General features: G+C 61.1%; 25 protein-coding genes. 11 read left to right on the forward strand and 14 right to left on the reverse strand.

Features of this window, described 5'->3' with window-relative positions; genetic code table 11:
• Positions 1 to 192: hypothetical protein (locus CV023_RS18335; RefSeq protein WP_230748515.1), on the reverse strand; the 192-nt coding region annotated here is incomplete at its 3' end.
• A 189-nt stretch (positions 193 to 381) separates the two neighbouring features.
• Here CV023_RS18335 and CV023_RS18340 point away from each other — a divergent pair.
• Complete coding sequence (locus CV023_RS18340) at positions 382 to 1224, forward strand: formate/nitrite transporter family protein (protein WP_230748516.1); 843 nt, start codon at positions 382 to 384, stop codon at positions 1222 to 1224.
• A 175-nt stretch (positions 1225 to 1399) separates the two neighbouring features.
• On the opposite strand, the gene CV023_RS18345 is transcribed toward CV023_RS18340, so the two are convergent.
• A complete protein-coding gene (locus CV023_RS18345) occupies positions 1400 to 2719 on the reverse strand; it encodes an MFS transporter (RefSeq protein WP_230748517.1) in 1320 nt (439 codons plus the stop codon).
• 34 nt (positions 2720 to 2753) lie between these two features.
• Positions 2754 to 3545 (reverse strand): IclR family transcriptional regulator, encoded by a 792-nt coding sequence (locus CV023_RS18350; RefSeq protein WP_230748518.1) that lies wholly within the window; start codon positions 3543 to 3545, stop codon positions 2754 to 2756.
• A gap of 80 nt (positions 3546 to 3625) precedes the next feature.
• Between CV023_RS18350 and CV023_RS18355 the strand changes: the two genes are divergently transcribed.
• Positions 3626 to 4792 (forward strand): mandelate racemase/muconate lactonizing enzyme family protein, encoded by a 1167-nt coding sequence (locus tag CV023_RS18355; RefSeq protein WP_230748519.1) that lies wholly within the window; start codon positions 3626 to 3628, stop codon positions 4790 to 4792.
• 2 nt (positions 4793 to 4794) lie between these two features.
• The gene (locus CV023_RS18360; protein WP_230748520.1) at positions 4795 to 5679 is read left to right on the forward strand and encodes a dihydrodipicolinate synthase family protein; all 885 of its coding nucleotides are present in this window, start codon (positions 4795 to 4797) and stop codon (positions 5677 to 5679) included.
• Between the two features lie 107 nt (positions 5680 to 5786).
• On the opposite strand, the gene CV023_RS18365 is transcribed toward CV023_RS18360, so the two are convergent.
• Positions 5787 to 6221, reverse strand: a complete 435-nt coding sequence (locus CV023_RS18365) for a YccF domain-containing protein (RefSeq protein WP_230748521.1) — start codon at positions 6219 to 6221, stop codon at positions 5787 to 5789.
• A gap of 173 nt (positions 6222 to 6394) precedes the next feature.
• Positions 6395 to 7681, reverse strand: coding sequence for a tyrosine--tRNA ligase (gene tyrS, locus CV023_RS18370; protein WP_230748522.1), 1287 nt, complete (start codon positions 7679 to 7681; stop codon positions 6395 to 6397).
• A gap of 187 nt (positions 7682 to 7868) precedes the next feature.
• Here tyrS and CV023_RS18375 point away from each other — a divergent pair, with 187 nt between their 5' ends.
• The 4 genes from CV023_RS18375 (at position 7869) to CV023_RS18390 (ending at position 11101) form a co-directional block, all read left to right on the forward strand.
• Complete coding sequence (locus tag CV023_RS18375; protein WP_230748523.1) at positions 7869 to 8477, forward strand: hypothetical protein; 609 nt, start codon at positions 7869 to 7871, stop codon at positions 8475 to 8477.
• Positions 8474 to 9208, forward strand: a complete 735-nt coding sequence (locus tag CV023_RS18380) for an RES family NAD+ phosphorylase (RefSeq protein WP_230748524.1) — start codon at positions 8474 to 8476, stop codon at positions 9206 to 9208. The genes CV023_RS18375 and CV023_RS18380 overlap by 4 nt, the downstream gene beginning before the upstream one ends.
• A gap of 250 nt (positions 9209 to 9458) precedes the next feature.
• Positions 9459 to 9854, forward strand: coding sequence for a YciI family protein (locus CV023_RS18385; RefSeq protein WP_230748525.1), 396 nt, complete (start codon positions 9459 to 9461; stop codon positions 9852 to 9854).
• A complete protein-coding gene (locus CV023_RS18390) occupies positions 9851 to 11101 on the forward strand; it encodes an RNA polymerase sigma factor (RefSeq protein WP_230748526.1) in 1251 nt (416 codons plus the stop codon). Before CV023_RS18385 ends, CV023_RS18390 begins: the two co-directional genes overlap by 4 nt.
• A 14-nt stretch (positions 11102 to 11115) precedes the next feature.
• Here the strand turns inward: CV023_RS18390 and argH are convergent, their stop codons facing one another.
• Genes argH through argC form a run of 7 tightly spaced genes read right to left on the reverse strand, consistent with a single transcriptional unit; the run spans position 11116 to position 18674 of the window.
• A complete protein-coding gene (argH, locus tag CV023_RS18395; RefSeq protein WP_284934626.1) occupies positions 11116 to 12582 on the reverse strand; it encodes an argininosuccinate lyase in 1467 nt (488 codons plus the stop codon).
• A 54-nt stretch (positions 12583 to 12636) separates the two neighbouring features.
• Positions 12637 to 13167 carry an arginine repressor gene (locus tag CV023_RS18400; RefSeq protein ID WP_230748528.1) on the reverse strand — a complete coding sequence of 177 codons (531 nt, stop codon included), beginning with the start codon at positions 13165 to 13167 and terminating at the stop codon, positions 12637 to 12639.
• Positions 13164 to 14087 (reverse strand): ornithine carbamoyltransferase, encoded by a 924-nt coding sequence (gene argF / locus CV023_RS18405; protein ID WP_230748529.1) that lies wholly within the window; start codon positions 14085 to 14087, stop codon positions 13164 to 13166. The genes CV023_RS18400 and argF overlap by 4 nt, the downstream gene beginning before the upstream one ends.
• A gap of 30 nt (positions 14088 to 14117) precedes the next feature.
• A complete protein-coding gene (locus CV023_RS18410; RefSeq protein WP_230748530.1) occupies positions 14118 to 15368 on the reverse strand; it encodes an acetylornithine transaminase in 1251 nt (416 codons plus the stop codon).
• Positions 15365 to 16375, reverse strand: coding sequence for an acetylglutamate kinase (gene argB, locus CV023_RS18415; RefSeq protein ID WP_230748531.1), 1011 nt, complete (start codon positions 16373 to 16375; stop codon positions 15365 to 15367). The genes CV023_RS18410 and argB overlap by 4 nt, the downstream gene beginning before the upstream one ends.
• Before the next feature lie 14 nt (positions 16376 to 16389).
• Complete coding sequence (gene argJ / locus CV023_RS18420) at positions 16390 to 17568, reverse strand: bifunctional glutamate N-acetyltransferase/amino-acid acetyltransferase ArgJ (RefSeq protein WP_230748532.1); 1179 nt, start codon at positions 17566 to 17568, stop codon at positions 16390 to 16392.
• Complete coding sequence (gene argC / locus CV023_RS18425; protein ID WP_230748533.1) at positions 17565 to 18674, reverse strand: N-acetyl-gamma-glutamyl-phosphate reductase; 1110 nt, start codon at positions 18672 to 18674, stop codon at positions 17565 to 17567. Before argC ends, argJ begins: the two co-directional genes overlap by 4 nt.
• Positions 18675 to 18718: 44 nt before the next feature.
• Here argC and CV023_RS18430 point away from each other — a divergent pair, with 44 nt between their 5' ends.
• Entirely contained in the window at positions 18719 to 19693 is a 975-nt protein-coding gene (locus tag CV023_RS18430) for a quinone oxidoreductase family protein (RefSeq protein WP_230748534.1), read from the forward strand.
• A gap of 67 nt (positions 19694 to 19760) precedes the next feature.
• On the opposite strand, the gene CV023_RS18435 is transcribed toward CV023_RS18430, so the two are convergent.
• Together CV023_RS18435 and CV023_RS18440 are read right to left on the reverse strand one after the other, a co-directional pair.
• On the reverse strand, positions 19761 to 20453 hold the full coding sequence (locus CV023_RS18435; RefSeq protein WP_230748535.1) for a hypothetical protein: 693 nt from the start codon (positions 20451 to 20453) through the stop codon (positions 19761 to 19763).
• Positions 20454 to 20767: 314 nt separating this feature from the next.
• Positions 20768 to 21208: a hypothetical protein gene (locus CV023_RS18440; protein ID WP_230748536.1), complete on the reverse strand. Its 441-nt coding sequence runs from the start codon at positions 21206 to 21208 to the stop codon at positions 20768 to 20770.
• Positions 21209 to 21413: 205 nt separating this feature from the next.
• Here CV023_RS18440 and CV023_RS18445 point away from each other — a divergent pair, with 205 nt between their 5' ends.
• The 3 genes from CV023_RS18445 to CV023_RS18455 all read left to right on the forward strand — a co-directional run bounded on the left by CV023_RS18445 (position 21414) and on the right by CV023_RS18455 (position 25978).
• A complete protein-coding gene (locus tag CV023_RS18445) occupies positions 21414 to 22277 on the forward strand; it encodes an 8-oxoguanine DNA glycosylase OGG fold protein (RefSeq protein ID WP_230748537.1) in 864 nt (287 codons plus the stop codon).
• Positions 22278 to 22463: 186 nt separating this feature from the next.
• A complete protein-coding gene (locus CV023_RS18450) occupies positions 22464 to 23135 on the forward strand; it encodes a zinc-binding dehydrogenase (protein WP_330166670.1) in 672 nt (223 codons plus the stop codon).
• A 137-nt stretch (positions 23136 to 23272) separates the two neighbouring features.
• The gene (locus CV023_RS18455; RefSeq protein WP_230748538.1) at positions 23273 to 25978 is read left to right on the forward strand and encodes a class I SAM-dependent DNA methyltransferase; all 2706 of its coding nucleotides are present in this window, start codon (positions 23273 to 23275) and stop codon (positions 25976 to 25978) included.
• Positions 25979 to 25985 lie beyond the last annotated feature (7 nt).

Raw genomic sequence — 25985 nt, forward strand, 5'->3', positions numbered from 1 at the left:
AGGGTCGGCACCAAATGTTTGATCATGTGGTTGTCTTACCAGAAAATAATTATCTGGCATCACTAATTGTTCAAACAAACACGCTATTGGATTCTCAAACCACAAACACACACCCATCACCGAACCACACAAACACGCGGCACGTTCACTGGGGGTATCAGCTTCTTGTTGCCCTGCTGGGAAACCAACCAAACATCTGAGTGTTTGTCCTGGTCACACCCTGTGTACAACGTTTCGTTTCGAACCGTTATCGCCGGGGCAACGAGATATAACTCTAGACCAGTTCGGGATGTGCGTGCAACTCGAAACCGGATTCTTGCTTGTGACAACGGTCACCTGCGCGCTGTCAGATCTGTCATGGACGACTCCTAGACTGGCCCGATGACTCAGAGACAGCAACGCAGACGACTCGGCGGCAACGACTTCGATATGGAAGATGCCCTCGTCGATGAGGCCGCCACCACCGTGACCGAGGGAGCCAAACGACTCAACCGCAAGTGGCCGGAACTCGTCATCACCGGCTTGTTCGGTGGCGTTGACATCGGGCTGGGCATTCTTGCGATGATTCTCGTCAAACAGGCCACGGATTCCGACATCCTCGCCGGCATGGCATTCGGCATCGGACTTCTCGCGCTCAAGCTCGCGCATTCGGAGCTCTTCACCGAAGAGTTCCTCCTGCCGATCAACGCTGTCATCGCCGGGCAGGCCAGTTGGTTTCAGGTGGTCCGTCTGTGGCTGGTCACCTTGGTCACCAACCTCTTGGGCGGCCTGGCCTTCGCCTGGCTGATCGTGCTCGGCCTTCCCGACTACCATTCGACTCTGGCCGATATGGCGATCGGCTACACCGACCAGTCCTCACCGATCGTCATGATCGCCCTCGCGCTGCTGGCCGGGGCCACCATCACACTGGCGACCCGGATGCAGCAGGGAACCACGAACGACGTCGTCAAGGCTATCGTGTGCATAAGCACCGGCCTGCTGGTCATCGGGGTCGGGATGCTTCACGGTGCGATCAACGCGATCGTCATCTTCGCTGCCATGCTGGCGGGTGCCGACATTTCGATTCCCGAATTTCTGCAGTGGTTCTGGATCGTCATCGTCTTCAACATCCTCGGCGGCCTCATCGTCATCACCTTGCCCCGGGTGATTCGTACGCACCGCGTACTGACTGCAGTGAGGCGAGGAGAGATCTCACTCGAAGAGCTCCAAGAGCAGATCGCGTAGAACCCAGCATCATCTCCCAGCCCCGACTGCGCCTCGGACCCTGCGGTAGCCGGGCGTCAGCCGGTTGCTGAGCGTCAGACTCGGACTCGCTATGCGGCCAGGGGCGAACACGCCATTGGCGCAATGCAAACCATTAACCGACCAGAGTTGAAGAGCGGCGCCGCTTAGCCCACCACTAGTTCTCGGGTGAGAAAGTTGCTTTAGGGCCCGCAGTCTCCCTGACGAAGCGGATGAGTGTAACGAAGGTGACGGCCGCGGCCAGCATGAGATAGAAGCTCGGGGCCTGCTTGTAACCGGTGGTCACTGTCAACCAAGCGGCAATATACGGCGCCGTTCCCCCGAGGAGGCTGACGGCAACGTTGTAGGGAATCGCCATCGCTCCAGTACGGATTCGAGCGGGGAACATCTCCGCCATGATTGCGTTGATCGCACCATCATAGGCGGCCACCGGCAAAGCGAGGAGCACCATCGCTGCGATCGCCAATGGCGCATTCTCCAGTGTCATCAGCGTGATTGCCGGCCAAGCCAAAACGAAGAGTCCGACTGCTCCAGCCCCGAGCACTGGCTTTCGACCGATCTTGTCGGAGATGATGCCGGAGAGCGGAATAAGCACCATCACGACAGCCATGGCGATCGTCGAAGCAAGGAAAGACTCCGTCATAGTGAACCCAAGGGTGTCTTCCATATAGGAGACCATGAACGTCTGAAGGGTCCAATGTGCTACTCCCTTGAGCACCACGAGTCCTGCCAGCACCAGCATCGCTACACGCGCCTTCTGGAAGGTCTCACGGAGCGGGGACACCGAGAGTTCCTCATCTGACTGCATCTGGCGGAACACCGGGCTGTCATCCAGCTGGGACCGAAGATAGAGCGCAATCAAGCCCAGCGGAAGCGCAACTAAGAATGGGATTCGCCAAGCCCATTCACTGACTGCTTCATCGCCGAGGCCCAATGTCAGACCCAGCGCGAGACCCGCAGAAGCGACGAATGCCACAAACCCCGTGGCAGCGCTGAGACTTGTATAGAAGCCACGCTTATCACGCGGCGCATACTCATAGAGGAGACCGACCGCACTCGACGTCTCACCACCCGCACCAAATCCCTGCAACAGTCGAATGGCAATGAGCAGAAGAGGTGCAAGCACACCGATTGTCTCGTAGCTCGGGAGGATGCCGATCGCAGCCGTTGACAGTGAGGTTAGCGCAACCGTGATGACCAGTACACGGTTGCGTCCGATCCGGTCCGCCATGGGGCCGAAAACAAGACCACCGACGGGTCGAATGACGAAGCCGACGGCAAAGACCGCGAAGGTCGATAGCAGTGCAGACACTGGGTCTGTTGAATCGAAGAGGTGTTTCGACAGACTCGCCGACATCGTGCCGTATACGCCGATATCGAACCACTCGACAAAGTTTCCAACCGTGGCCGCCATAACCACGCGGCGGGCCGGTGTCTGCTCGGATCTATTTGATGTAACGGTGTTCTGCATTCTCATTTCACTCCATTGTGATGGGGGGGACTTGCGGTGTTCAGCGATGTTGCGGCTGCGGACTGAGATAACCCGAGGCAACGCTGATCGTGTCTGCAGCTTCAATGATGATTCGCGCCAGTTCAGCCTCCCTCTCAGTGAGGTTGATTGCCGACAAGGCTCCCGAAAGGGAGATGGCTGCCACGACTTGTCCGGTGAAGTCCCGAATCGGCGCTGCAATGCACGCCCTGCCGAGCGCAAGTTCATTGATCTCGGTACAGTAGCCCCGTTCGGAAGACCGCTGAAGCTCGACCTCGAGATCGGAGTGGCTGACGATCGTATTGGTCGTGTAGGCAGGTAGATCTTCAGATCCAAGAAGTGCCTCACGCTCGCTGGCGGAGAGATCAAGCATCAGCGCCTTGCCCATACCTGTCGCGTGCAAAGGATTTGTCTGACCGAGGAGGGTGTATGACTTCGGGGCCATTGGCCCTTCGACATTCTGCAAATAGCGAAGAACGGTTCCCTGACGCACGGCAACGTTCGCGCCCAAGCCGAGTTCCCACGCCAGCCGCTGAGTCACCGCTCGCGAATTGCGATAGATCGGCTCATTGTTCAACGCCACCCCGCCCAACGAGATGATCTGCTGACCAAGTTCGTAACGCTGAGATTTGGAATCCTTACGGAGGAACCCCGATTCCTCCAGGGTAGCCAGCAAACGCGAGGCGGTCGACACTCCGAGGCCGAGGCCTGAGGCGACGTCCGAGACACGCAGTGACGGGCTATTGCTGGTGAACAAGGTGAGGACCGAGAGCGCTCTATCGACGCTCTGGTTAGTTGATCGTTCGGCATTCATATAGCCATTATGGAATCTATTTGCATATTATGCAAGTGCACTGCAGTATTGAAGCATGACTTCCACAGAAAGCATCGATAATGCGTATTGAGCACATCGAGACCTACGTCCTCAAGCTTCCTTCACCGCGGGCTTATCTTGGCGTCCACGATGACGGATGGGATCCTCGTGGCTCGGCGGAGTACACGGTGAGACCCCCTTGGCGTAGCCTCTATTCCGGAAAATTTGAAACCACGCTGGTCTCGGTTCACACCGACGATGGCATCGTTGGTTGGGGCGAGGCATTAGCCCCTGTAGCGCCAGAAGTGCCAGCCGCCATCATCGACAGGCTTCTCGCGCCGCAGCTCATCGGCCAAGATCCCACTGCCGTGAGACCGCTATGGGAAAAGTTGCGTGGTCTGATGCGTGAACGTGGACACCTCGTCGGGCATCAAGCGGATGCACTGGCTGCGCTCGATACTGCTCTGTGGGATACTGCGGGCCAGGCGCTCGGAAGCTCAGTCAGCGATTTGCTCGGGGGCCGACACCGCGACACCGTCCCTGCCTATATCTCAGGGCTACCGGTCCCCACCGATCACGAGCGGGCGCAGCTGGCAGAGCAGTGGGTCGATCGCGGTGCCACACGAATCAAGCTTGCTCTGGGTAAGGGCGTGGATGCGGACCTTGCCACTTTCGACGCTGTAGCCGAGGCCGCTCCAACGGTCGGATTGGCAATCGATGCGCACTGGGCTTATTCGCTCCCAGATGCCCTTCGACTAGGTGCAGAACTAGATGCCCGCGGCGCGCTATTTCTGGAGGCGCCGCTCGCGCCGGAAGATATAGATGGTCACGCCGAATTGGTTCGTCGAGTAAGAACCCCGATCGCAGTCGGCGAAGCCATGCGCAATCGATACGAGTTCTCCGAATGGGCAGTGCGACGTTCGCTGGGCCTTGCACAGCCAGACGTCGCACGAACCGGAATCACGGAAGCCATCGACATCGCGACCGTTTTAAGCGCTCACCATATTCCGACAGCGTGCCACCATTCGGTTGGACTCGGAGTCGCGTTGGCTGCCGGAATCCATGTCAGCGCCGCACTGCCTCACAGCCCGTTCTTTGAGTACCAGCCAGACACCGTCGGCGTCGCGCAGTCTCTCTTACGCACACCCATGGCAATCGGACCCGCCGGCTTTCAAGTGCCGACAGGCCCCGGTCTGGGAATCGACATCGATATTGACACTGTTCGCCATCTTGCTCAGGAGGCATAAACATGAAGCTTCACGGTCTGCTTCCAATTCTCGCCACCCCCTTCTCTCCCAACGAAGAGGTGGATCTGGATTCGCTTCGTCGCCTTATCGACTTCCAAGTCACATCGGGAGCTGATGGGTTCGCCGTTTTCGGAATGGCCAGCGAGGGCTTCGCACTGACGACCCAAGAGCGCGAGAGCATTCTCCGCACCGCTCGCAAGGAGGTCGGCGATGGCTTCACCATCATCGCTGGCATCAACGCGACAAGCACGACAACCGCCATCGAAGCTGGGCTCCAAGCACGCGAATGGGGAGCGGACGCGCTTATGGTGCTCCCCCCATATCTCGCAAAGCCCGCCGAGGATCAGCTTGTCGAGTTCTTCGTCGACGTCGCGCAGAACACTGAGACCCCGATCATGGTGCAGGACGCGCCGGGACCATCTTCGGTGACGATTCCAGCCGATCGAATCGCAGAGATGTCCGAATGCTCAGGGATATCCGCGGTCAAGGTTGAGGCCCCGCCGACAGCAGAGAAGGTCAAGGTTGTCGTCTCCAAAGTCGCTCAGGGCTTCCCTGTGCTCGGTGGGCTCAACGCAAGAGAGCTCATCTCAGAGTTCCGAAACGGTGCCTGCGGGACAATGCCAGCCTGCGAAATCACTGACCTGTTCAGACCAATCGTATCGGCGTTGCTCGGCGCTGATACCACCGTCGATGTGAACGAAGAGGTCCGCCGCATTCAACCCCTCCTTGACATCGGAGTCACACCAGGCGACGCGTGGGCGATTCACAAGCAGGTCCTCGTGAGGAGAGGTCTCATCGATCACGACACTGTTCGATTCCCTGCACGTAAGCCTTCCGCCTCGACACTCGTTCGGCTCGATTCGGCATTGTCCGGGCTTGGCTGGTAAGAATCGCCTTGGGCCGGCAGACGGATCAATCACAAGTGCGTCGATCAATGCCCTAGTCGAATTCGACGACCAGATTCTCGCTGACCAGGAACCGCGCTCCCATTGTCTCACCCAGCACCATCGTGCCGACCAAACGTTTGCCCGGCCCCGCGGTAGCCGGGCATCAGCTGGTTGCTGTCGACGATCGTCTTGCCCAGCGGCATGAGGGAGACGGGGATCAGTTTGATGTTCGCCCAGCCCAAGGGGATTCCGATGATGGAGACGAAGAGCGGGATCGAGGTGACCACGTGTCCGATGGCCAGCCAGATGCCGGCGACGATCACCCAGATGATGTTGCCCAGGGTCGTGGCGACTCCTGCGGGCCTGGCCTCGATGACCTCCCGGCCGAAGGGCCAGAGTGCATAGTTGCCGATCCGGAAGGAGGCGATGCCCCACGGAATGGTGACGATGAGGATGCAGCAGATGATGCCGGCCAGGTAGTAGCCGAGCGCGAGCCACAGGCCGCTGAAGATGAACCAGATGATGTTGAGCAGTGTTCGCATAGTCTCCTCGTTTCGACAGGTCTCTGGATTCAGTCTGTGCCATCACGCTCGCCCGCGCCATGAAGATAGCCGGATACTTCTCGATGGCCATCCACCAGATACAAGCGAAACCCTTGTCATCCGCGATGACAAGGGTTTTGCTTGTAGGGCCGAGCCGCTGCTCGGGACCAGACTCAGCCGACGATGTCGACGGCTCCCAGGGTCTTCTTACCCCGGCGCAGGAGGATCACTCCCCCGGCTTCGGTGGGGAGCACCTCGGCGGGGGTGATGGTCTGATCCTCAGCACCGACCTTGACGTTATTGACGTACGCTCCGCCGTCCTTGATGGCACGGCGGGCCTCGCCCTTGGACTTGACGATGCCCGAGGTCACGAAGGCATCGGCCACGGGCAGGCCTTCGGAGAGCTGGGCGGCGCTGATCTCTCCACGCGGCAGCTCCGAGGTCGCCGCACCCAAGGTGGAGGCGTCGAGCGCTGCCAGCTCTCCCCCGCCGAACAGCGCGGAGGCCGCGGCAATGGCCTGCTCGTAGGCATTGCGGCCGTGGACGAGGGTGGTGACATCCTCGGCGAGGGCCTTCTGGGCGATGCGGGTGTGCGGGGCCGCGGTGAACTCGGCCTCGATCGCGTCGATCTCCTCGAGCGAGCGCAGCGAGAAGACCTTGAGGTACTTGACCACGTCACGGTCATCGGCGTTGAGCCAAAACTGGCTGAAGGCGTACGGGCTGGTCATCGACGAGTCGAGCCAGACCGTGCCGGACTCGGTCTTGCCGAACTTCGTGCCGTCGGCCTTCGTGATCAGCGGTGTGGCCAGGGCATGGACGCTGTGCTGCTCGACGCGGCGGATGAGATCGACGCCCGAGGTGAGGTTGCCCCACTGGTCGGAGCCGCCGGTCTGCAGGGAGCAGCCGTAGCGGCGATGCAGCTCGAGGTAGTCGTTGCCCTGGAGCACCTGGTAGGAGAACTCGGTGAAGGAGATTCCGGCCTCGCTGTTCAGGCGGGCGGACACGGACTCCTTGGCGAGCATCCGGTTGACCGGGAAGTGCTTGCCGACGTCGCGGAGGAAATCGATGGCCGACATCTGGGACGTCCAGTCGAGGTTGTTGACGATCTGCGCGGCGTGGGGGCCGTCGAAGTCGAGGAACTTCTCGACCTGGATGCGGATCTTGTTCACCCATTCCTCGACGACCTCGCGGGGGTTGAGCGTCCGCTCCCCCGACATCCGCGGGTCACCGATGAGACCGGTCGCGCCGCCGACAAGGGCCAGCGGGTTGTGCCCGGCCTGCTGGAGTCGGGCGGCGGTGAGCAGCTGGACGAGGTTGCCCATGTGCAGGCTCGGCGCGGTGGGATCGAAACCGACGTAATAGGTCAGCGACTCCTCGGCCAGGGCTTTCTGCAGGGCAGCCTCGTCGGTCGAAACCGCTACGAGGCCGCGGGCCTTGAGTTCACTGAAGATGTCGGTCACTTCGGTCCTTTCGAATCTGTGTGGTGCCGGTGCGGCACCGACGGGGTCAATTCTACGGGGTGCGAGGAAGCGGTAGGCCCATGACCCGGAACATCTGAAAATATCCGGGATCCACTACGCGCAACAAGTGCAACACTGGATTAGCAAGTGTTGCAGGCGTTACAATTGGAATGCCAAGGAGGTTGCCATGACCGCACAAGCGCACGAGCCGACAGCGTCACCAGAGTTGGAGTTGCACGGCTTGACTCAAGCACAGGCGCAGGAAGCTATCAACGCCTACGCCAAGCACACCAAGCTCCGCATTGAAACGCGCACACAGTTGCGAGACACGGTGGACCACGCATATATCGACGATATCCCGCTGATTTCAGAGGCAACTCAGAAGCAGGCCAAGCGAACCGCCAAGGCACGTGTCCGCCTGATCCAGGATGAAGGCGCTGCGAGCTACAAAGACCTCGCCGGTATGCGCAGAACCAGCGAGGGAGGCGCACGATCCTGGGTCAATCGCCTCCGCCGGGACAATCTGATATTCAGCGTCGACGCCACCGGCCGATCCCTAGTCCCTCTAGTTCAATTGTCTCCCGATGGGCAGCTCGATCGGCTCATCAGCGAGCATCTGGTCAAACCACTCCTGTCGGCCGGGATGGAACCCTGGTCTCTATGGTCGTGGCTCACCAGTCCCGCTGGACTCCTCAGCGGCGAAATTCCCGCCGAGGCGGTACACACTGATCTGGAACGAGTGCGCCGCGCCGTCGAGCGTCGTGCAGCCGACCTGGCTTTCCCCGCTGGCGCATGAGTGCGAGAATCGGCCCCGAAGACCTCGACTGCCCCGCTCCCGCCAAGTGCCCTGTTGCCAAAGAACTCTTAGTCGAGAGCGCCCTCTCCGGAGTGCTGCCGACGCACACGGTCACGGTGGGCACCTCCTGGCATCGGGTATACAGCTCGAGATTCGGGCATACAGAACCCAATCCCGGATATGGTGATGCGCGCTTCTCCCCATTCGACGCCGCCGCCTCAGACTCTCGAGTGCCTACCTTCTATTTGGCGGAGACACCGCATGCAGTTCTCCTCGAAACAGTTTTGCGCGATGTCGGCGATTGGGACGTCCGTGAGGTGTCAGAAGACCAGTTCTACGGCCAGCTCCATTGCGAACTTGTCACGACCGAGGCCATTCGAGTTGTGGACTTGCGCGACCCACAGCTGAAGACGTTGGGTATCGCCCGATCTGCAATCGCATCGTCTCAACAAGAGCATTACCCTTGCACGCGGGCAGTGGCGAAGGCGATCCACACATCAGCACTGAACCTCGCCGGGATCGTATGGAACTCACGCCAGGCAGAGATGACCGGAGATCCGAACGCCGAGGCCATGGTTCTGTTCGCCGATCGACTGATCCACGGTCGTGATGCTTTGACCCTTTCTCAGAAACTGACTGCGGCCGGCGCCATTGGTGAAGGCGCCGGCCGAGTCGAGTTGGATCAGTTGCTCGAAGAGCTCTCTATCGCTGTGATCTCGCCGCTGAATTGAGCCCGCAGATTTGAGGGGCAATCTTCACACACTCCGCGGGTAGCTGCACCTACGCACCTGAGAGCTCATAGGGCACGCGGAAGCGCACATTGTTGCGAGCCACTCAGCGGTATCGGCAGCCAGAGCGATTCCTTGCGGGGCCGATAGGAAATACTTCGTGAAAAACTCCCGAGCGACGTCGAAATCGGCGTCTCGGCTCCGATGTCACACTGGAAGGGCCGAGAGGCGGTCCTCGACGAAAGGCAGAACAATGAAGTACGTCATTCTCATTCACTCGAACCCGCAGCCTTGGGGTCATCCCACTGGCGACTATGTAGCAGAAGTCCAAGAACTGCCGAAGGAGCAGAAGGACAAGATGAACTCCGACTTCGAAAACCTCCTCGGTGAGCTCCAAGAGAACGGCGAGCTGCTGGGCGGAGAAGCCCTCGGCGACCCGGCCACGTCGATGCTCTACCGCTGGAGTGCGGGCGAACCGACCTCGAGCGATGGCCCGTACGCGGAGACGAAGGAACACCTCGCGGGGTTCTTCTCGATCGATGTCGAGTCGCAGGAGCGGGCCGAAGCGATCGCCGCCCGATTCTCCGGCCCGGGAGAGACAGTGGAACTGCGGCCGATCATGGTGTTCGGAGATGACGGCAACGTATGACAGATCCCACCAGCGAGGACGTGTTGCGGCTAGAGACGCCGCACGTCCTCGCTGCCTTGGTGCGCCGATTCGGTGACTTCGCCTCCTGCGAAGACGCCGTGCAGGAGGCACTGCTTGATGCCTCTCAGCAATGGCCTATGGATGGAATCCCCGACAGGCCAAGGGGTTGGCTGCTGCGGGTGGCGTCGCGCCGCCTCGTTGACTCATGGCGGCAGGATGGGTCCCGGCGTGAACGTGAACATCGCTTCGTCGAGGAAACCGCCCGGTCCGGAGTCGCCGAGGTTCCCAATTCAGCACTCGTAGACCAGGATGCCTCATTGGAGGTCCTCGCTCTGTGCTGCCATCCGGCTCTCACCACCGAATCACAGGTGACCTTGGCTCTGCGGGCGGTATTGGGCCTGAGCACGAAGCAGATCGCCGCTGTCTTCCTCATCCCCGACGCTACCGCCGGGCAGAGGATCAGCCGGGCGAAGGCGACGATCGACGAACACCACCGACGCTTTCCCTCCCCAGCATCGATGGCCGACAGGCTGCCCGCCATTCTGCACGCGCTCTACCTGCTGTTCACGACCGGGCACAGTCTTCCCGAAGGCGACGACGTATCCGACAGCGCGATCTCGAGCGAAGCTCTGCGCCTTGCGCATCTGCTCCATGACGAGCTTCCGGCGGAGGGCGAGGTTGCAGGCCTGCTCGCGCTCCTTTTGCTCAGCAATGCCCGTCGACCGGCGAGGACTTCATCCGGCGGCGACCTGGTGCGACTCAAGGACCAGGACCGCAGGCTGTGGGATCACGCGGCGGTCGCGGAGGGCATCGCACTGCTTGAGCGTGCCCTGCCGGTCGGTCCGGTCGGCGCGTACCAGCTGCAAGCGGCCATTTCGGCAGTCCACGCCGAGGCGGACACGTGGGAGGAGACCGACTGGCCGCAGATCGCAGAGCTCTATTCCATGCTCTCGCGGGTCTCACCCTCACCGACAGTGACGATGAACTACGCCGTGGCTCTCAACGAGGTCGACGGGCCGAAGGTTGCCCTGCGCATGCTCGAGCCGCTCCTCGACGACAAGCGCATGAGCCGAAGCCATCGGCTGCACGCGGCCCGGGCCCCGATGCTCGAGAAGCTCGGCAACCGTGAAAAGGCGCTGGAGGCATACCGAACCGCGAGCAGGTTGTGCACCAACATTCCCGAGCAGCGCTATCTCAACGCTCAGATCGTGCGGCTGGGCAACGGGATCGCCCCGGACGATCGCTGACCGACGGCCCTCAGTCACACACTCCGGGCAGACCCCGCGAACTCCCGCAGTCGCGTCACTTCGGCTTTCGCGTTGGCGATCTGCGCCTCGACGGCCGACCGGGCTGTGCCGCCCTTGGCTGATCGGGAGTCGATCGATCCGAGGGTCGTGAGCACCTCGCGTACCTCGGGCGTGAGGTGCGAAGAGATCCCGGCGAAGTCCTCGTCGGTCAGATCCCACAGCTCGACGTCGCGGGACTCGGCCAGCTGCACGCATGCGCCAGAGAGCTCATGGGCGACCCGGAACGGCACGCCTTCGCGCACGAGCCATTCGGCGATGTCCGTGGCCAGCGCGAATCCGCGCGGAGCCAGATACGCCATCCGTTCGGTGTTGAACGTCAGCGTTGCGATCATCCCGGTGAACGCCGGCAGCAGCAGCTCGAGCGTGTCCGTGGCGTCGAAGACCGGCTCCTTGTCCTCCTGCAGGTCCCGGTTGTACGCCAGCGGCAGCGCCTTGAGCATCGAGAGCAGACCGGTGAGATCACCGATGAGGCGACCTGATTTGCCACGCGTGAGCTCGGCGATGTCGGGGTTCTTCTTCTGCGGCATGATCGACGACCCCGTCGAGTACGCATCGTGGAGGGTGACGAACGAGAACTCCTTCGTCGCCCACGCGATGACCTCCTCGGACAGGCGCGAGAGGTTGATGCCGATCATCGCCGTGATGAACTGGTACTCGGCGAAGACGTCGCGGCTCGCAGTTCCGTCGATCGAGTTCTCCACCGAATCGGCGAACCCGAGATCCGCGGCCACGGCTTGCGGATCGAGGCCGAGCGACGACCCGGCCAAGGCTCCCGAACCGTAGGCGGAGACCCCGGCCCGCGAATCGAAGTCAACGAACCGGTCGACGTCGCGCAGCAGCGGCCACGCGTGGGCGAGCAGATGGTGGGCCAGCAGCACGGGCTGTGCGTGCTGGAGGTGCGTGCGCCCGGGCATCGGTGCCTCGGGATGCTCCTCGGCCTGCGCGATGAGCACCTCGACGGTGTCGAGGACGAGTCCGGCGACCTCCCGGGCATGATCGCGCAGGTACATCCGTCCCATCGTCGCGATCTGGTCGTTCCGTGACCGTCCGGCGCGCAGCTTTCCGCCGAGCTCGGGTCCGGCGATCTCGATGAGTCCGCGCTCGAGCGAGGAGTGCACGTCCTCATCGGATTCCGCGGCCACATACTCGCCGGTCTCGACGCGGCGCAGCAGCTCATTGAGGGCATCGGTCATCCCGGCCAACTCGTCCTCGCTGAGCAGTCCCGCGTGGTGGAGGACCTTCGCGTGGGCCTTCGAGCCGGCGATGTCGTACTTCGCCAGGCGCCAGTCGAAGTCCGTGGACTTGCTCAGCGCGGCCAGGGCATCGGCCGGTCCGTCGGAGAATCGTCCGCCCCACAGGCTCAGTCGTTCGCTCACAGATCGTCCTTTCGTCACCGCGTCGCTCCCGCGCCGCCGGTCCATGCTTCATCGTTCGTTGTCATTGTTGCAGGTCTTCACCCGCGCCGAGGTGGCCGTTTATCCCTCGGCCAACCCGCCGGCCGCGTATTCGAGGAAGGTCTCCGCCACGGCCGCTCCTCCAACTGCGGCATCGGCGATGACGAGCACCGTGTCATCGCCGGCGAGGGTTCCGAAGATCCCGACCATCGAGGACCGGTCGATCGCCGAGGCCAGGTACTGGGCGGCCCCCGGCGGGGTGCGCAGCACGACCGTGTTGTCCTGGGAGACCGCGGAGACGAGCAGCTCCTCGAGGATCCGCGGCAGCTTCGCGTCGAGGGACTCCCCCGTCGACTGCTGCAGGGACCGGTCCCCGCCCTCACCGGGGACCGCGTACACGGATCCCGCGGTGGATCGGATCTTCACGGCCCCCACCTCGGCGAGGTCGCGCGAGAGGGTCGCCTGGGTGACGGTGATGCCCTGCGTTGCCAGCGCCTCGGCGAGTTCGATCTGGGACCGCACGGACTGGCGGGTGATGAGATCGATGATCTTCTGCTGCCGGGCGGTCTTCGTCAGCGGTGCGCTGTTCGCCCCGGAATTCGCTTCGGTCATCGTCGCTCCAGGAGGAAGGTCATGAGCGCCTTCTGCGCGTGGAGGCGGTTCTCGGCCTCGTCGAAGACCACCGAGGCGGGGCCGTCGATGACTTCGGCCGTGACCTCTTTGCCGCGGTAGGCGGGCAGGCAGTGGAGGAAGATTGCGTCGTTTCCGAGGTTCATGAGTTCCTGGTTGACCTGGAACTTCGTGAACGGAGAGGCCTCGTCGTCGCGTCCGGCGGAGTCCTGCCCCATGGACACCCAGGTGTCGGTGACGAGGACGTCGGCACCGGTGGCGGCGGCCAAGGGGTCGTCGGTGACGGTGAGCGATCCGCCGGTTTGGGCGGCAAGGGCTTCGGCTTCGGCGACGATCGCGGAGGCAGGCTGGAAGCCTTCGGGGGCGGCGATGCGCACGTGCATTCCGGCTGTGACTCCGCCGAGGGCATAGGAGTTGGCCATATTGTTCGCCCCGTCGCCGTAGTACGTCATGGTCTGGCCCTTGACGTCGCCGCGGTGTTCGCGGATGGTGAGCAGGTCGGCCAGGATCTGGCAGGGGTGGAAGTCATCGGACAGGGAGTTGATGACGGGCACGGAGGAGTGCCCGGCCATCTCTTCGAGGCCTGACTGGGCGTAGGTGCGCCAGATGATCGTCGAGACCATCCGGGACATCACCTGCGCAGTGTCGGCGATGGATTCCTTGTGCCCGAGCTGTGCCTCACCGGGGTTGATGATGAGCGGCTGCCCGCCGAGCGCGGCGATGCCGGCGGCGAACGAGACCCGAGTGCGTGTCGAGGTCTTGTCGAAGATGACGGCGGCGGTCTGCGGGCCGGCCAGCGGGGTCCGCGAGTACGGGGCGGCCTTGAGTTCGACGGCGATGTCGAGGACCTCGGCCTGTTCGGCCGGACTGAGGTCGGTGTCCTTGAGGAAATGGCGAGTCATGGTGGGTCCTTTGGAAAGCGTGAGTGGGGATCAGCCGGCGATGAGGCCGGGCAGGGCCGCGACGAACGGGGCCAGTTCCTCTTCCGTGATGGTCAGCGGCGGGGCCAGCCGCAGGCGGCCGGGGGCGACCGGGTTGATGATGAACCCGGCGTCGAGTGCGCGGGCCGCGACGGCCTTCGAATCCGGGATCTCGCCTGCGGCACTCGGCAGCAGTTCGATGCCGATGAGCAGGCCCTGACCGGTGATCTCGCCGATGCCGTCGATGGCCGTAAGTTTCGGTGTCAGCCAGTCACTGACGTCGAGAGCATGGTCGAGCAGCCCGTCCTTCTCGATCGTCTCGAGCACTGCGAGCCCGGCCGCGCAGGCGATCGGGTTGCCGCCGAAGGTCGTGCCGTGCTGGCCGGCTTCGAGCAGCTTCGTGTTAGCGTCACCGACGGTGATGGTGGCACCGATCGGCATGCCGCCGCCAAGTCCCTTCGCCGAGGTGATGATGTCCGGGACGACGCCTTCGCCGATCGACCAGTCCTGGTGGGCGAACCAGTATCCGGTGCGAGCGATGCCCGACTGCACTTCGTCGAGGACGAGCAGCGCCCCGACCTTCGTCGTCAGCTCGCGGGCGGCCTTGAGATAGCCTTCCGGGTGCTTGCGCACGCCGACTTCGCCTTGGATGGGTTCGATGAACACGGCGGCGGTGTTCTCATTGATGGCGGCTTCGAGTGCCTCGACATCCCCGTAGGGCACGTGCACGACGCCAGGGACACCGGGGGCGAAGGGCTCACGGTAGGCTTCCTTCGCCGTCAGCGCCAGTGATCCCATGGTGCGGCCGTGGAAGGCACCCTCAACGGCGATGATGAAGGGACGTCCCCCTCCCCCGGCGCGGCGGGCCATTTTGAAGGCCGCTTCGTTGGCTTCGGTGCCGGAGTTCGAAAAGAACACGGCGGATCCTGCGGGCAAGTCGAGGACCTCGTGGAGTTTCTCGGCCAGGCCGATCTGGGCCGGCGAGGTGAAGAAGTTCGAGATGTGGCCGAGCGTCGAGGCCTGCTCGGTGATGGCGCTAACCCACGCCGGGTGGCAGTGGCCCAGGGCGTTGACGGCGATGCCGGCGAGCAGATCAAGATACTGCTTGCCTGCCGCATCCCACACATAGGAGCCCTCACCGCGGACAAGGTCGAGCTGCGGGGACCCGAACACCGGAGACAGGACACGGGAGAAATCGTCCCTCCACGTCTCTGCCTGATCGGAAGCCTGCCCGGTCGAAGCCTGGTCGGTCGTCTCAGTCATGAACGTCCTCCGTTGCTGTCGTTGCTAGCGTTCAAACCATCCGTCGGGGCCGCCTCGGCGGGGTTCGCCTGGTGGCCGTCGCCCAGCGGTGCGGGTTCGACGATGGCGTCTTCGACCATGGTGCCGATGCCCTCCGAGGTGAAGACCTCGAGGAGGAGGGAATGTGCCATTCGGCCGTCGATGATGTGGGCCTGCTTGACCCCGTGCTCGATCGCCTCGAGTGCCGCGGTCATCTTCGGGATCATTCCCGAATCGAGCGAGGGCAGGAGTTCGCGCAGCTTGTCCGGGTCGATGCGGGAGATGAGCGAGGACGTGTCCGGCCAGTTCGCGTAGAGGCCGGGCACATCGGTGAGCATGATGAGTTTGTGTGCTTTGAGCGCTTTCGCCACCGCCGAGGCGGCCAGGTCCGCATTGATGTTGAGCGGCTTCCCCGCCTCTCCCCCGATCTCGGAGGCGATGGAGCAGATGACGGGCACTCGGCCGGCGTCGAGGAGTTCGGTGAGCACGGTCGTGTTGACCTGGGCGATCTCGCCCACCCGGCCGAGGTCGATGACTTCGCCGTCCGCCTCGGCGGTGGTTTTGTGGGCGAGGAGGAGGTCCGCGTCTTCACCGGACAGGCCGATCGCGGCATCGCCGTTCTGGTTGATCCGGGACACAATGTCGCGGTTGACCTGGCCGGAGAGGACCATGCGGATGACTTCGGCGGCTTCCTCGGTGGTCACGCGCTGTCCCGCTTTGAACTCGGACTCGATGCCCAAGCGTTTCAGCATGGCCGATATCTGGGGGCCGCCGCCGTGGACGACGACGGGGCGGATGCCGGCGAAGCGGAGGAACGCGATGTCATCGGCGAAGGACTGCTGCAGCTCCGGGGAGACCATGGCGTTGCCGCCGTATTTGATGACGATCGTGGCGCCGGCGAAGGTCTTGATCCACGGCAGCGCCTCGGTGAGCGCCTCGGCCTTGACCTGGGCGGCGGCGAGCCGGGCGGCCGTGGATTTCGTGGACATGTCTAAGGGGCTGTTCATGAGGAGTACGCGCTGTTCTCTTCGACGTAGTCGTGGGTGAGGTCCGAGGTCCACACGGTGGCGGTGTCGTCTCCGGCGTGGAGATCGATGGTGACATCGACGGTGCGGTCGAACGTGACGTTCGCGGGGTCTTCGTCGGGGCCGGAGGCCGTGCACACCTGGACGCCGTTGATGATCACGTCGATGGCGGTGGGATCAAAATCCGCCGAGGTGGTTCCTACCTGAGCGACGACGCGACCCCAATTCGGGTCCTCCCCGAAGATCGCGGCCTTGAACAGGGCCGATCGGGCCACGGAGCGGGAGACTTCGACGGCGTCGGCTTCGCTGGCGGCGCCGCGGGTGGTGATGGCGATGTCGTGGTGGGCGCCTTCGGCGTCGACATGGAGTTGGTGCATGAGGTCGAGGCAGAGTTCGCGCAGCAGGGTGGTGAACTCGTCGGCGTCGACGTCTGCGTCGTGGGCGCCGGAGGACATGAGGATGACGGTGTCGTTCGTCGACATGCAGCCGTCGGTGTCGAGGCGGTCGAAGGACTGGCTCGTCGAGGCACGCAGAGCCTGGTCGAGAGTCGCTTGGTCGAGTTTCGCATCGGTGGTGATGACTACGAGCATCGTCGCCAGGCCTGGGGCGAGCATGCCCGCACCCTTGGCCATCCCGCCGATCGTGTACCCACTGGAGCCGGTGCGGGTGGCGACCTTCGCCACGGTGTCGGTGGTCATGATCGCCTCGGCGGCGGACTGTCCAGCTTCGACGCTGGTGTCAGCGGCAGCGACGAGCGGTGCGAGGTTGCCCACGATGGAGTCGCGGAAGTCCTGACCGCCGACGCCGATGAGGCCTGTCGAGCACACGAGCACATCATCAGCCGGGGTATCGGTGCCGGATTCGGTGAGAAGTTCGGCGGTGGTCTGCGCGGTCAGGGTCGTCGTCTCGTACCCGAAGTCACCGGTGTAGCAGTTCGCTCCCCCGGAATTGAGGACGACGGCGCGGGCCTGCCCGTTCGCCGAGGCCTTCTGGGACCACAGGACGGGGTTGGCTTTGCACCGGTTGGACGTGTAGACGGCGGCGACGGCGGTGTCGGGGCCGTTGTTGACCACGAGTGAGAGGTCTTTGGTGCCAGACGGCTTGAGTCCGGCGGTGAGTCCGGCGGCGGTGAAGCCGAGTGGGGCGGTGACGCTCATGGGGCGACTCCTTCGAGGGGAAGGGCGGTGGTCTCGTCGAGACCGAGGGCCAGGTGGATGGATTGGATCGCTTGTCCGGCCGTGCCGCGGACGAGGTTGTCGAGTGCCACGACGACGAGGATCTTCTCGGCGCGTTCGTCGACGGTGAACTGGACCTGCGCGACGTTCGATCCGGTCGTCGCGGCGGTCTGCGGCCACTGGCCATCGCGCAGGACACGGACGAAGGGTTCGTCGGCATACGCTTGGGCGAAAGCTGCGGCGAGCTGGTCCTTGAGCGCGGCGGCGTCAAGGAGGCCTTCGGCGGTGCGCGGTGCAGCTTCACCCGCTTCGGCGGTGATGGTCGCGAGGATCCCGCGGGCCATGGGCACGAGTGTCGGGGTGAAGGAGATCCGCGTGGGGCCATCGGCTGCGTCGGCACCGAGGACTCCATTGAGGTTCTGTTCGATCTCGGGCACGTGCCGGTGAGTGCCGCCGGTGCCATACGGCGAGGCGTTGCCGAGGATCTCGGCGGCGGTGAGGTGCGGCTTGAGTGCCTTCCCGGCGCCGGAGACTCCATTCGCAAGGACGGCGTTGAGACCGGCAGGTGCGGCGAGCCCTGCCTGGACAATCGGTGCCAGCCCGAGGCTTACTGCGGTGACATTGCAGCCGGGCACGGCAATGCGCTTCGTGGATTTTAGAGCCTCGCGCTGCTTCGTTCCGTTGGCGGTCAGCAGTTCGGGCAGACCGTAGGTCCAGGTGCCCTGGTGTGCGGAGCCGTAGAACCTCTCCCACGCGGCTGCGTTGATGAGGCGGTGGTCGGCGGCGAGGTCGACGATGAGGGTGTCGGGGCTCGTCTGTTCGAGTTCGGCGGAGATCTGTCCGGACTGACCGTGTGGGAGCGCGAGGACGACGACATCGTGACCGGCGAGCACCTCGGCGGTGGACTCCTGGACCACGAGGTCAGAGAATCGGGGAAGATGGGGTTGATGTCGGCCGAGTTTCTCACCCGCGGTGGAATGTCCGCACACCGTGGTGACGTTCAAGTGGGGGTGAGTGCTCAGCAGCCGGAGGACCTCTCCCCCGGCGTATCCGGTGGCACCGGAGACGGCAACCGTAAGATCGTTCATATGTATAACCATACCAGGCAATTAATTTATATGCAGGAGGCGTCATGACCCAGGCAGTTCGTGCAATGCAGGCCGGTGGACCCGAGGTTCTCGAGTTCGGTGAGGTGGAGACCCCGAAGCCGGGCGCCGGTGAGGTGCTCGTCGATGTCGAGGCGGCGGGCGTGAACTTCATTGATACGTATCGTCGTTCGGGCGTGTATCCGATGGAGTACCCGCATATCGTCGGGTCCGAGGGCACGGGCCGTATCGCCGAGGTCGGCGAGGGCGTCGAATCCTGGCAGGTCGGAGACCGTGTGGCGTGGCATGAGGGCCCGGGTTCGTATGCGACGCAGGTCGTCGTCAACTCCGATTTCCTTCTGCGAGTGCCGGAGGGCGTGTCCGCGGAGGTGGCTGCGGCGATGCCGCTGCAGGGCCTGACGGCACAGTACCTGGCGACGAGTTCGCATGAGATCAAGCCGGGTCAGACGGCACTCGTGCACGCCGGTGCCGGTGGCGTGGGTCTGCTGCTGACCCAGATCATCAAACACTTGGGTGGCAATGTCATCTCGACGGTGAGCACGGAGGAGAAGGCAGAGCTGTCGCGCAAGGCCGGGGCGGATGACGTGTTCCTCTACGGTGAGGGTGTCGATATCACTGCGAAGGTCAAGGAGCTCACCGATGGTGAGGGCGTCGACGTCGCGTATGACGGTGTCGGTAAGACGACGTTCGATGCGTCGTTGGCGTCGATCAAGCCGTTGGGGTCGATGGTGCTCTTCGGTGGGGCGTCGGGCCAGGTGCCGCCGTTCGACATTCAGCGCTTGAACTCGTCGGGCGGAATCTTCCTGTCCCGTCCGTCGCTGGCGTGGTTCGTCCGCAATTCGGAGGAACTGGCGAAGCGTTCGGCGATGCTGTTCAACGGCATCGAACACGGCTGGCTCAACTTCCGCATCGGCGCCACGTTCCCGCTGGCCGATGCCGCGGATGCGCACCGGGCGCTGGAGGGACGTGAGACCACAGGCAAGGTTGTGCTGACTGTCTGATCCAGGCACACGGACTGATTGGGGTCGGGTTCTCCACTTCCGGAGGACCCGACCTCGTTCAGATTCGTCAGTTCAGCTCCCCAAGCTGTTTGCGTAGTTCGGCCCTGCGTTCAACTCGAACGAGTCGCTTCTGCTTCCAGTCTTCGACCGCTTTGAGAACTGTCGATTGAAACTCGTCGACAGCCAATGCAACATTGATGAATCGGACTTCTTGATTGTCGACACGCACCCCGCGGCACCGAGATCCATCTTCGTCCCGCAAGATCATCACGTGAGGTCTGTTCATTGCGGCACTCTGACTGCCCGACTGGTCGTCGGGATCCAAGTGAGATGAGTACCGCACCAAGAGATGGGCAACATTGTTGTTCTTACTCAGCAGCGATCCAATATCTCGAACGTATCGCGTGATTACTGCTTGCACTGCCGCTGAACAAACCGCACCGAGGTCGCGTCCAGGAATCGCTTCGGAAAGAGACTCAAGCCGCGCGAATTCTGATTTCGCGAATTCGGTGATTTGAGGTTCAAGCTCGGCTTCGGTTTCCCAAGCTTCAGCTCTCAATTCATTCAGCTGCTCAACTTCGTCGGCCAACTGCCGACATTCGTCTAAGGTTGACGCGTCGTTGTTTGAGTCGTGGCCGGCCCTCGCTTCATACCCTTCGTAGGCACGCAATCCGAATGACAGCATGCGCTCTTCGGCCTTCAGCCGTTTGAGTTTGCTGCTCAACTCAGCAGTCCGAGTGAACAGGGAATCGTCACTCATCTCTTGTCGTCACCGACCTTGTTTGGGAACACAGCCTCTCCATACGAGTACTCGCGTTCCTCAGAGACTGAGAAAATGTCATGCTCCAATGCGTGAGACCGCTCAGAAGACGAAGCTGCGCAAATGAGGTCACTCGCCACCTCGGCGATTTCGTTGATGAACTCGGTGACCGTTTGCACATCGTCAACGATTCTGATTTCGTCGTTCCCGACTCTCATGCCGTTGCACGGCGCCCCGATCCCATCCGACAGTCGAACCATACCCGAACCTGAAAGCGGCTCTGGGTCACCTTTAGACTGGTCTGGCAAGCCTAGTTAATCGGAGAACTCCAAAAGAAGTTCAACGGTGCAATTTTTTCGATCAACGTGCTCCTCGAATTGATTGGCGAATGAGTCGAGAACTGCAGTAACAGCGAACGCGCATTGTTCAGCCGGGCCACCAAGCACCGAGTCTTCCCGAAGTTCGGAGAGACTCTGAAATTCCTGGTCCGCGAACCGATGATACACATCACGCAACTTCTCAACTAGCGTTTCGCGGAATGCCTTCATTGAGGCGAGAGAAACGTGGCCCTCCGAAAGTATCCGAGTCAGTTTCATCAAGTTCAGTCGGCCAGAGGCTATGTCTAGCTCACCAAGTTTGTCGTCGTTCTCAACATGCTGCGGTTCCCGCCAAGGCGCGGCAGCGATTCGTTCGTCAAGCATGGCGATACCACGATGCAGCCTCGACACCTCGAAGAAACATTCGTTCTCATTCATCCCCACAGTGCTTCCCCTTTCCAGCGATCGCGTCAACAGATCACCGTTAGAAGGGAGGCTAGCGTCCGGCACTGACGTAGAAGATGTATTTATCTGGCTCCCACTTCGGCTTGGACAGTGGTTAGCCAGTCCCGCCAATCTACGACTGCACTAAACCTCTCGTCGGTTGCGGTCATATTCCAACTATCGTGTCTATGCTGGGGCCATGACTACTCCAGAAACATTGATCACCACGTACGAACGCTGGCAGAAGGCCGGTCGGCCAACTCAGATTCCTTCAAAGTGGAACCAGAAATCGTGGACGAATCAGCTTGGTCAATACGAAGATTTCTTCAGTAGACTTACGGGCGATCCCATCGATCGCAAACAGGCCGTCCGCCTCTCCCCCGTAGTCACGAATGAAGAAGAAGCGGTGCAAGTATTCTTGCTTGCAATGCTGTGGGGCTATGGACTCGTCGGTTATGGCCCTTTTAGAACACGCCGAATCTTGGACCGGCCAGAGGCCGCAGCCGAACTGTTTGAAGTCGCGCAGGTTGCGCAGAGTGATGGCGGACTCGCAGCGTTCAAACTGATTGCCGATTGCCGCAACGGAGGGGAGCGGTCTTTCCTCAAATGGCTCGGACCCGCATTCGGGACAAAGTACATCTATTTCCTCACGGCAAAGAACAATCCGCAGAAACCTGCACCAGTCATGGACGCAGTGGTCTACCGTTGGTTCCGAAAGCATGCTCCAGACCGCAAGCTCAGAGTCGATTTGTGGCATACCCCTAGCTATGAGCAGTTCCTCAGCAGTCTCGAGGAATGGGCTGCGGATATCACGCAGCAATTCGACCAGGAGATTCAGATCGATGACGTGGAGTACCTCATCTTTGCCGAGGGAAGTAGGTTCGAAGGCAATGACTGGTCCGAGTCCTGGGAAGCCGAACAGCGGGCAGCGTCTCCATCATTGCTATTCGACCAACTGAGAGCACTGGCTAGTTCCAATCACAGCGCTGGCAAAGTTCTCGACCTGATCACCAACCTTGAAGCTCTACTCCTCCCCCACGATGAACAAAGCGAGTTAGCTTAGCCCCGATACGCACTGGCCAGTTTTGGCTCCAGCTATTTCGTGCGATGCAGGCTGGTGGACCGGAGGTCCTTGAGTTCGGTGAGATCGAGACTCCGAAGCCGGGCCACGGTGAGGTGCTCGTGAACGTCGAAGCTGCGGGCGCGAACTTCATCGACATGTACCGTCTCTCGAGGTGTTTCGGAGGGCGTGTCCGCCAGGGTCGCTGCCGCAATGCCGCTGCTAAACCTGACGACGCAGTACCTGGCGACGAGCTCGCATGAGATCAAACTAGCCCAGACCTCGCTCGCCCATGGGGGTGTAGGTGGCGTGGACCTGCTGCTCACGCAGATCATCAAGCATTTGGGCGGCAAATTCATTTCGACCGTGGGCACGGACGAGAAGGCGGAGCTGTCACGCAAGGCCGGCGCCGATGACGTGTTCCTCTACGGCGAGGGCGTCGACATCACTGCCAAGGACAAGGAACTCACCGATGGCGAGGGCGTCGATGTGGCGTATGACGGCGTCGGCAAGGACACCTTCGATGCGTCGTTGGCGTCGATCAAGCCGCTGGGCTCAATGGTGCTCTTCGGTGGGGCACCGGGTCAGGTGCCGCCGTTCAACTTTCAGCGTCTGAACTCGTCGGGCGTCATCTTCCCGTCACGCCCGTCGCTCGCGTGGTTCGTCCACAATTCGGAGGAGCTGGCGAAGCGTTCGGCGATGCTCTTCAACGGCATCGAACACGGCTGGCTCAACTTCTGCATCGGCGCCACCTTCGCCCTGGCTGATGGCTCGGATTCTCATCGGGCGCTCAAGGGGCGCGGGACCACGGGCAATGGTTGTGCTTACGGTGTGATCCAACGGGAAATGCGGAGCCATTAGATCGTGAGACTACGAGTCGTTCGAAGCACCGACGACCAGCACCGCACCCTAACGCCGATTCTCACGGCAGTCCCAAACACGGCATTCAGCGGATATTCTATGTACTAGCATGTACGTCGTTGAACAGGTGGTCTAGCGTGGCGAGGTTGAACCTCAAGGCGATCGAAGAGCGGGTTGCCCGTCTTGGAGCGCGGGAATCCTACAATCGCGACCTAATCTTCGACTTGTTGTTAGCGTACGGCAAACCCAAAGGAAACATCACCAGACTACGGAACGGCTCGCTCAATGTCGCAGCGGACCCAGGCCGAGAGATCGCGCAGAAGGGCGTCGTCTACTTCCGTGAGGTTGCCGGCGAGCCTCTTGCCGAAATCGAGGAACTACGGAAGGCCGCGCACGCGGTCAGGTTCAACCCCCGGTTCGTCATCGTCACCGACTACGCCGAATTCATTGCCGTCGACATGAAGACTGGCGACAACCTGGCGATTCCGATCCACGATATCGACAAGCACTTCACCTTCTTCCTCCCGTGGGCTGGAATGGAGAAGGCACAATATGTCGCCGAAGCCCACGCGGATGTCAAAGCTGCGGAACGGATGGGGAAACTGTTTGACGAACTTCTGGCCGCCAACCCCGACCTGATGAGTCTCCCACACGGTCGGCATGCACTAAACGTCTTCTTCACAAGGCTGCTATTCTGCTTTTTCGCCGAAGACACTGGCATCTTCACGGACAATCAATTCACGAATGCAGTAGGCTCGCATACCCTAACTGACGGCTCTGACGTCAATGATTTCCTCTCCGACCTATTCACCGCACTAGACACAGAGAAGCGAGCCGACAAACCAACATACCTAGCTGACTTTCCGTATGTGAACGGACAGTTGTTTGCTGTGAAAGATGCCGAGATCGTCCCGGCATTCACGAAGGCGGCCCGCCAGCAGCTCATCGACCTGGGCACACTCATCTGGCAGGAGATCAACCCCGACATCTTCGGCTCCATGTTTCAGTCGATCGTCACACCAGGAACGCGCTCTGACCTAGGTCAACACTACACTTCGGTACCGAATATTCTCAAGACTATTGAGCCGCTATTCCTCAACGAGCTCAAGGAGCAACTGGATGCAGGATTCGACTCAGTCAGAAAACTCGAGACTCTGCTCGACCGGATCAGCGAGGTCAAGATCTTCGACCCAGCCTGCGGGTCGGGAAACTTCCTAGTCATCGCTTATAAGGAATTGCGCAAGCTTGAGCACGCAATCCTCGAGCGTCTCGCTGAGCTCGACAGCAAGCACCAGGTGCTCTTCGCGGAATCTAGAATCAACATCGAAAACTTCTACGGAATCGAGATCGACGACTTCGCAGTAGAGGTAGCGGTCCTGTCGTTATGGATCGCAAAGCACCAGATGAACACGGAGTTCAGAGAGAAGTTCAACGTATCAATTCCACTGATCCCGCTTCGGGAGGCGGGCCAGATCACAGCGGGAAACGCGAACAGAATCGAATGGAATTCGATCTGCACAAATGATCGCAAATCAGAAATTTACCTAATTGGCAATCCTCCATACTACGGAGCCAAAAAGCAGACTGCCGATCAGAAGGCTGATTATGCTTTCGCTTTTGCTGGTGCCCCGTACTCCAAGAACCTGAATTACGTCGCATTATGGTTTACGAAAGGTGCGGATTATATTAGAAACTCTCGAGCCCAACTGGCTTTCGTAACAACCGACTCAGTGGTCCAAGGCGAACACGTCGGCATGATGTTCCCCGCACTTTTCGCCAAGGGACTCGAGATCGGCTATGCCTACACTCCGTTTAAATGGGCGAATAACGCCAAGAGAAATGCTGGCGTCACGGTGGCCGTCATTAGTCTTCGAAATATTTCCAAGGCTTCTAAGTACCTCTATATAGATGGCCTTCGAGTGAATGCAGAAAACATCAATGGATACCTAGTAGACGCTAGCAACATAATAGTTAAAAAGTCCTCAAAGCCCCAGAATGACCTCCCCCCTATGAATTCGGGAAGTATGCCCATCGATGGTGGAAACCTCATACTCAACAGGGGGGAAGCGGACCGTCTAATGGCGGATGCCGTCGCCGCGGGTTTCGTTAAGAAGTTTGTTGGGACCAAGGAATTTGTGGACGGAATCGACCGTTTCGCACTCTGGATCTCTGATGAGGATGTGGCGGATGCACTCGGAGTCCCAGAGATTTCGCAACGTATTTCAAGGGTCCGGGATTTCCGCGAAAGTCGCGAACGTAAAGAGACGAAAAAGCTCGCTCAGACGCCGTGGCGATTCGGATTCAGGAGTTACTCACCAGAACCATTTATCCTGGTCCCGAAGTCCTCGTCTGAACGACGCGATTACCTGCCGATAGGCATGATGGATTCAGACACTTTGATATCCGATCTGGCATTCGCAATATATGGGGCGGAGCTTTGGTTGTTTTCCCTCATAACTTCCCGAACCCACATGGCTTGGGCGCGTTCGGTAGGAGGGAAATTCAAAGAAGACCCCCGGTATTCCAACACGCTGGTGTACAATACCTTCCCATTGCCAGCCATCTCAAACGAGATAAAGGAGCAGTTAACCATGGCTGCCTTTCGAATTCTCGACGTGCGAGAGTACCACAGTGAGAAGACGCTTGTGGAGCTCTATGACCCCGACAAGATGCCCGAAGACCTTCGCGCCGCTCACAATACTGTCGACGTTCTCGTGGACTCGATCTACTCTAAGAAGCCGTACGAAACAGACGAAGACCGACTCTCCGACTTGTTTGCCCTTTATGAAAAGAGGTCCGCCGAGGAAGAGACGAAAGAGCCTACGAAGAAAGGTCGGAAGTGAGCGCGAG

The sequence above is a fragment of the Brevibacterium sp. CCUG 69071 genome (assembly GCF_021023135.1).
In the GTDB taxonomy this organism is placed as follows: Bacteria; Actinomycetota; Actinomycetes; order Actinomycetales; family Brevibacteriaceae; genus Brevibacterium.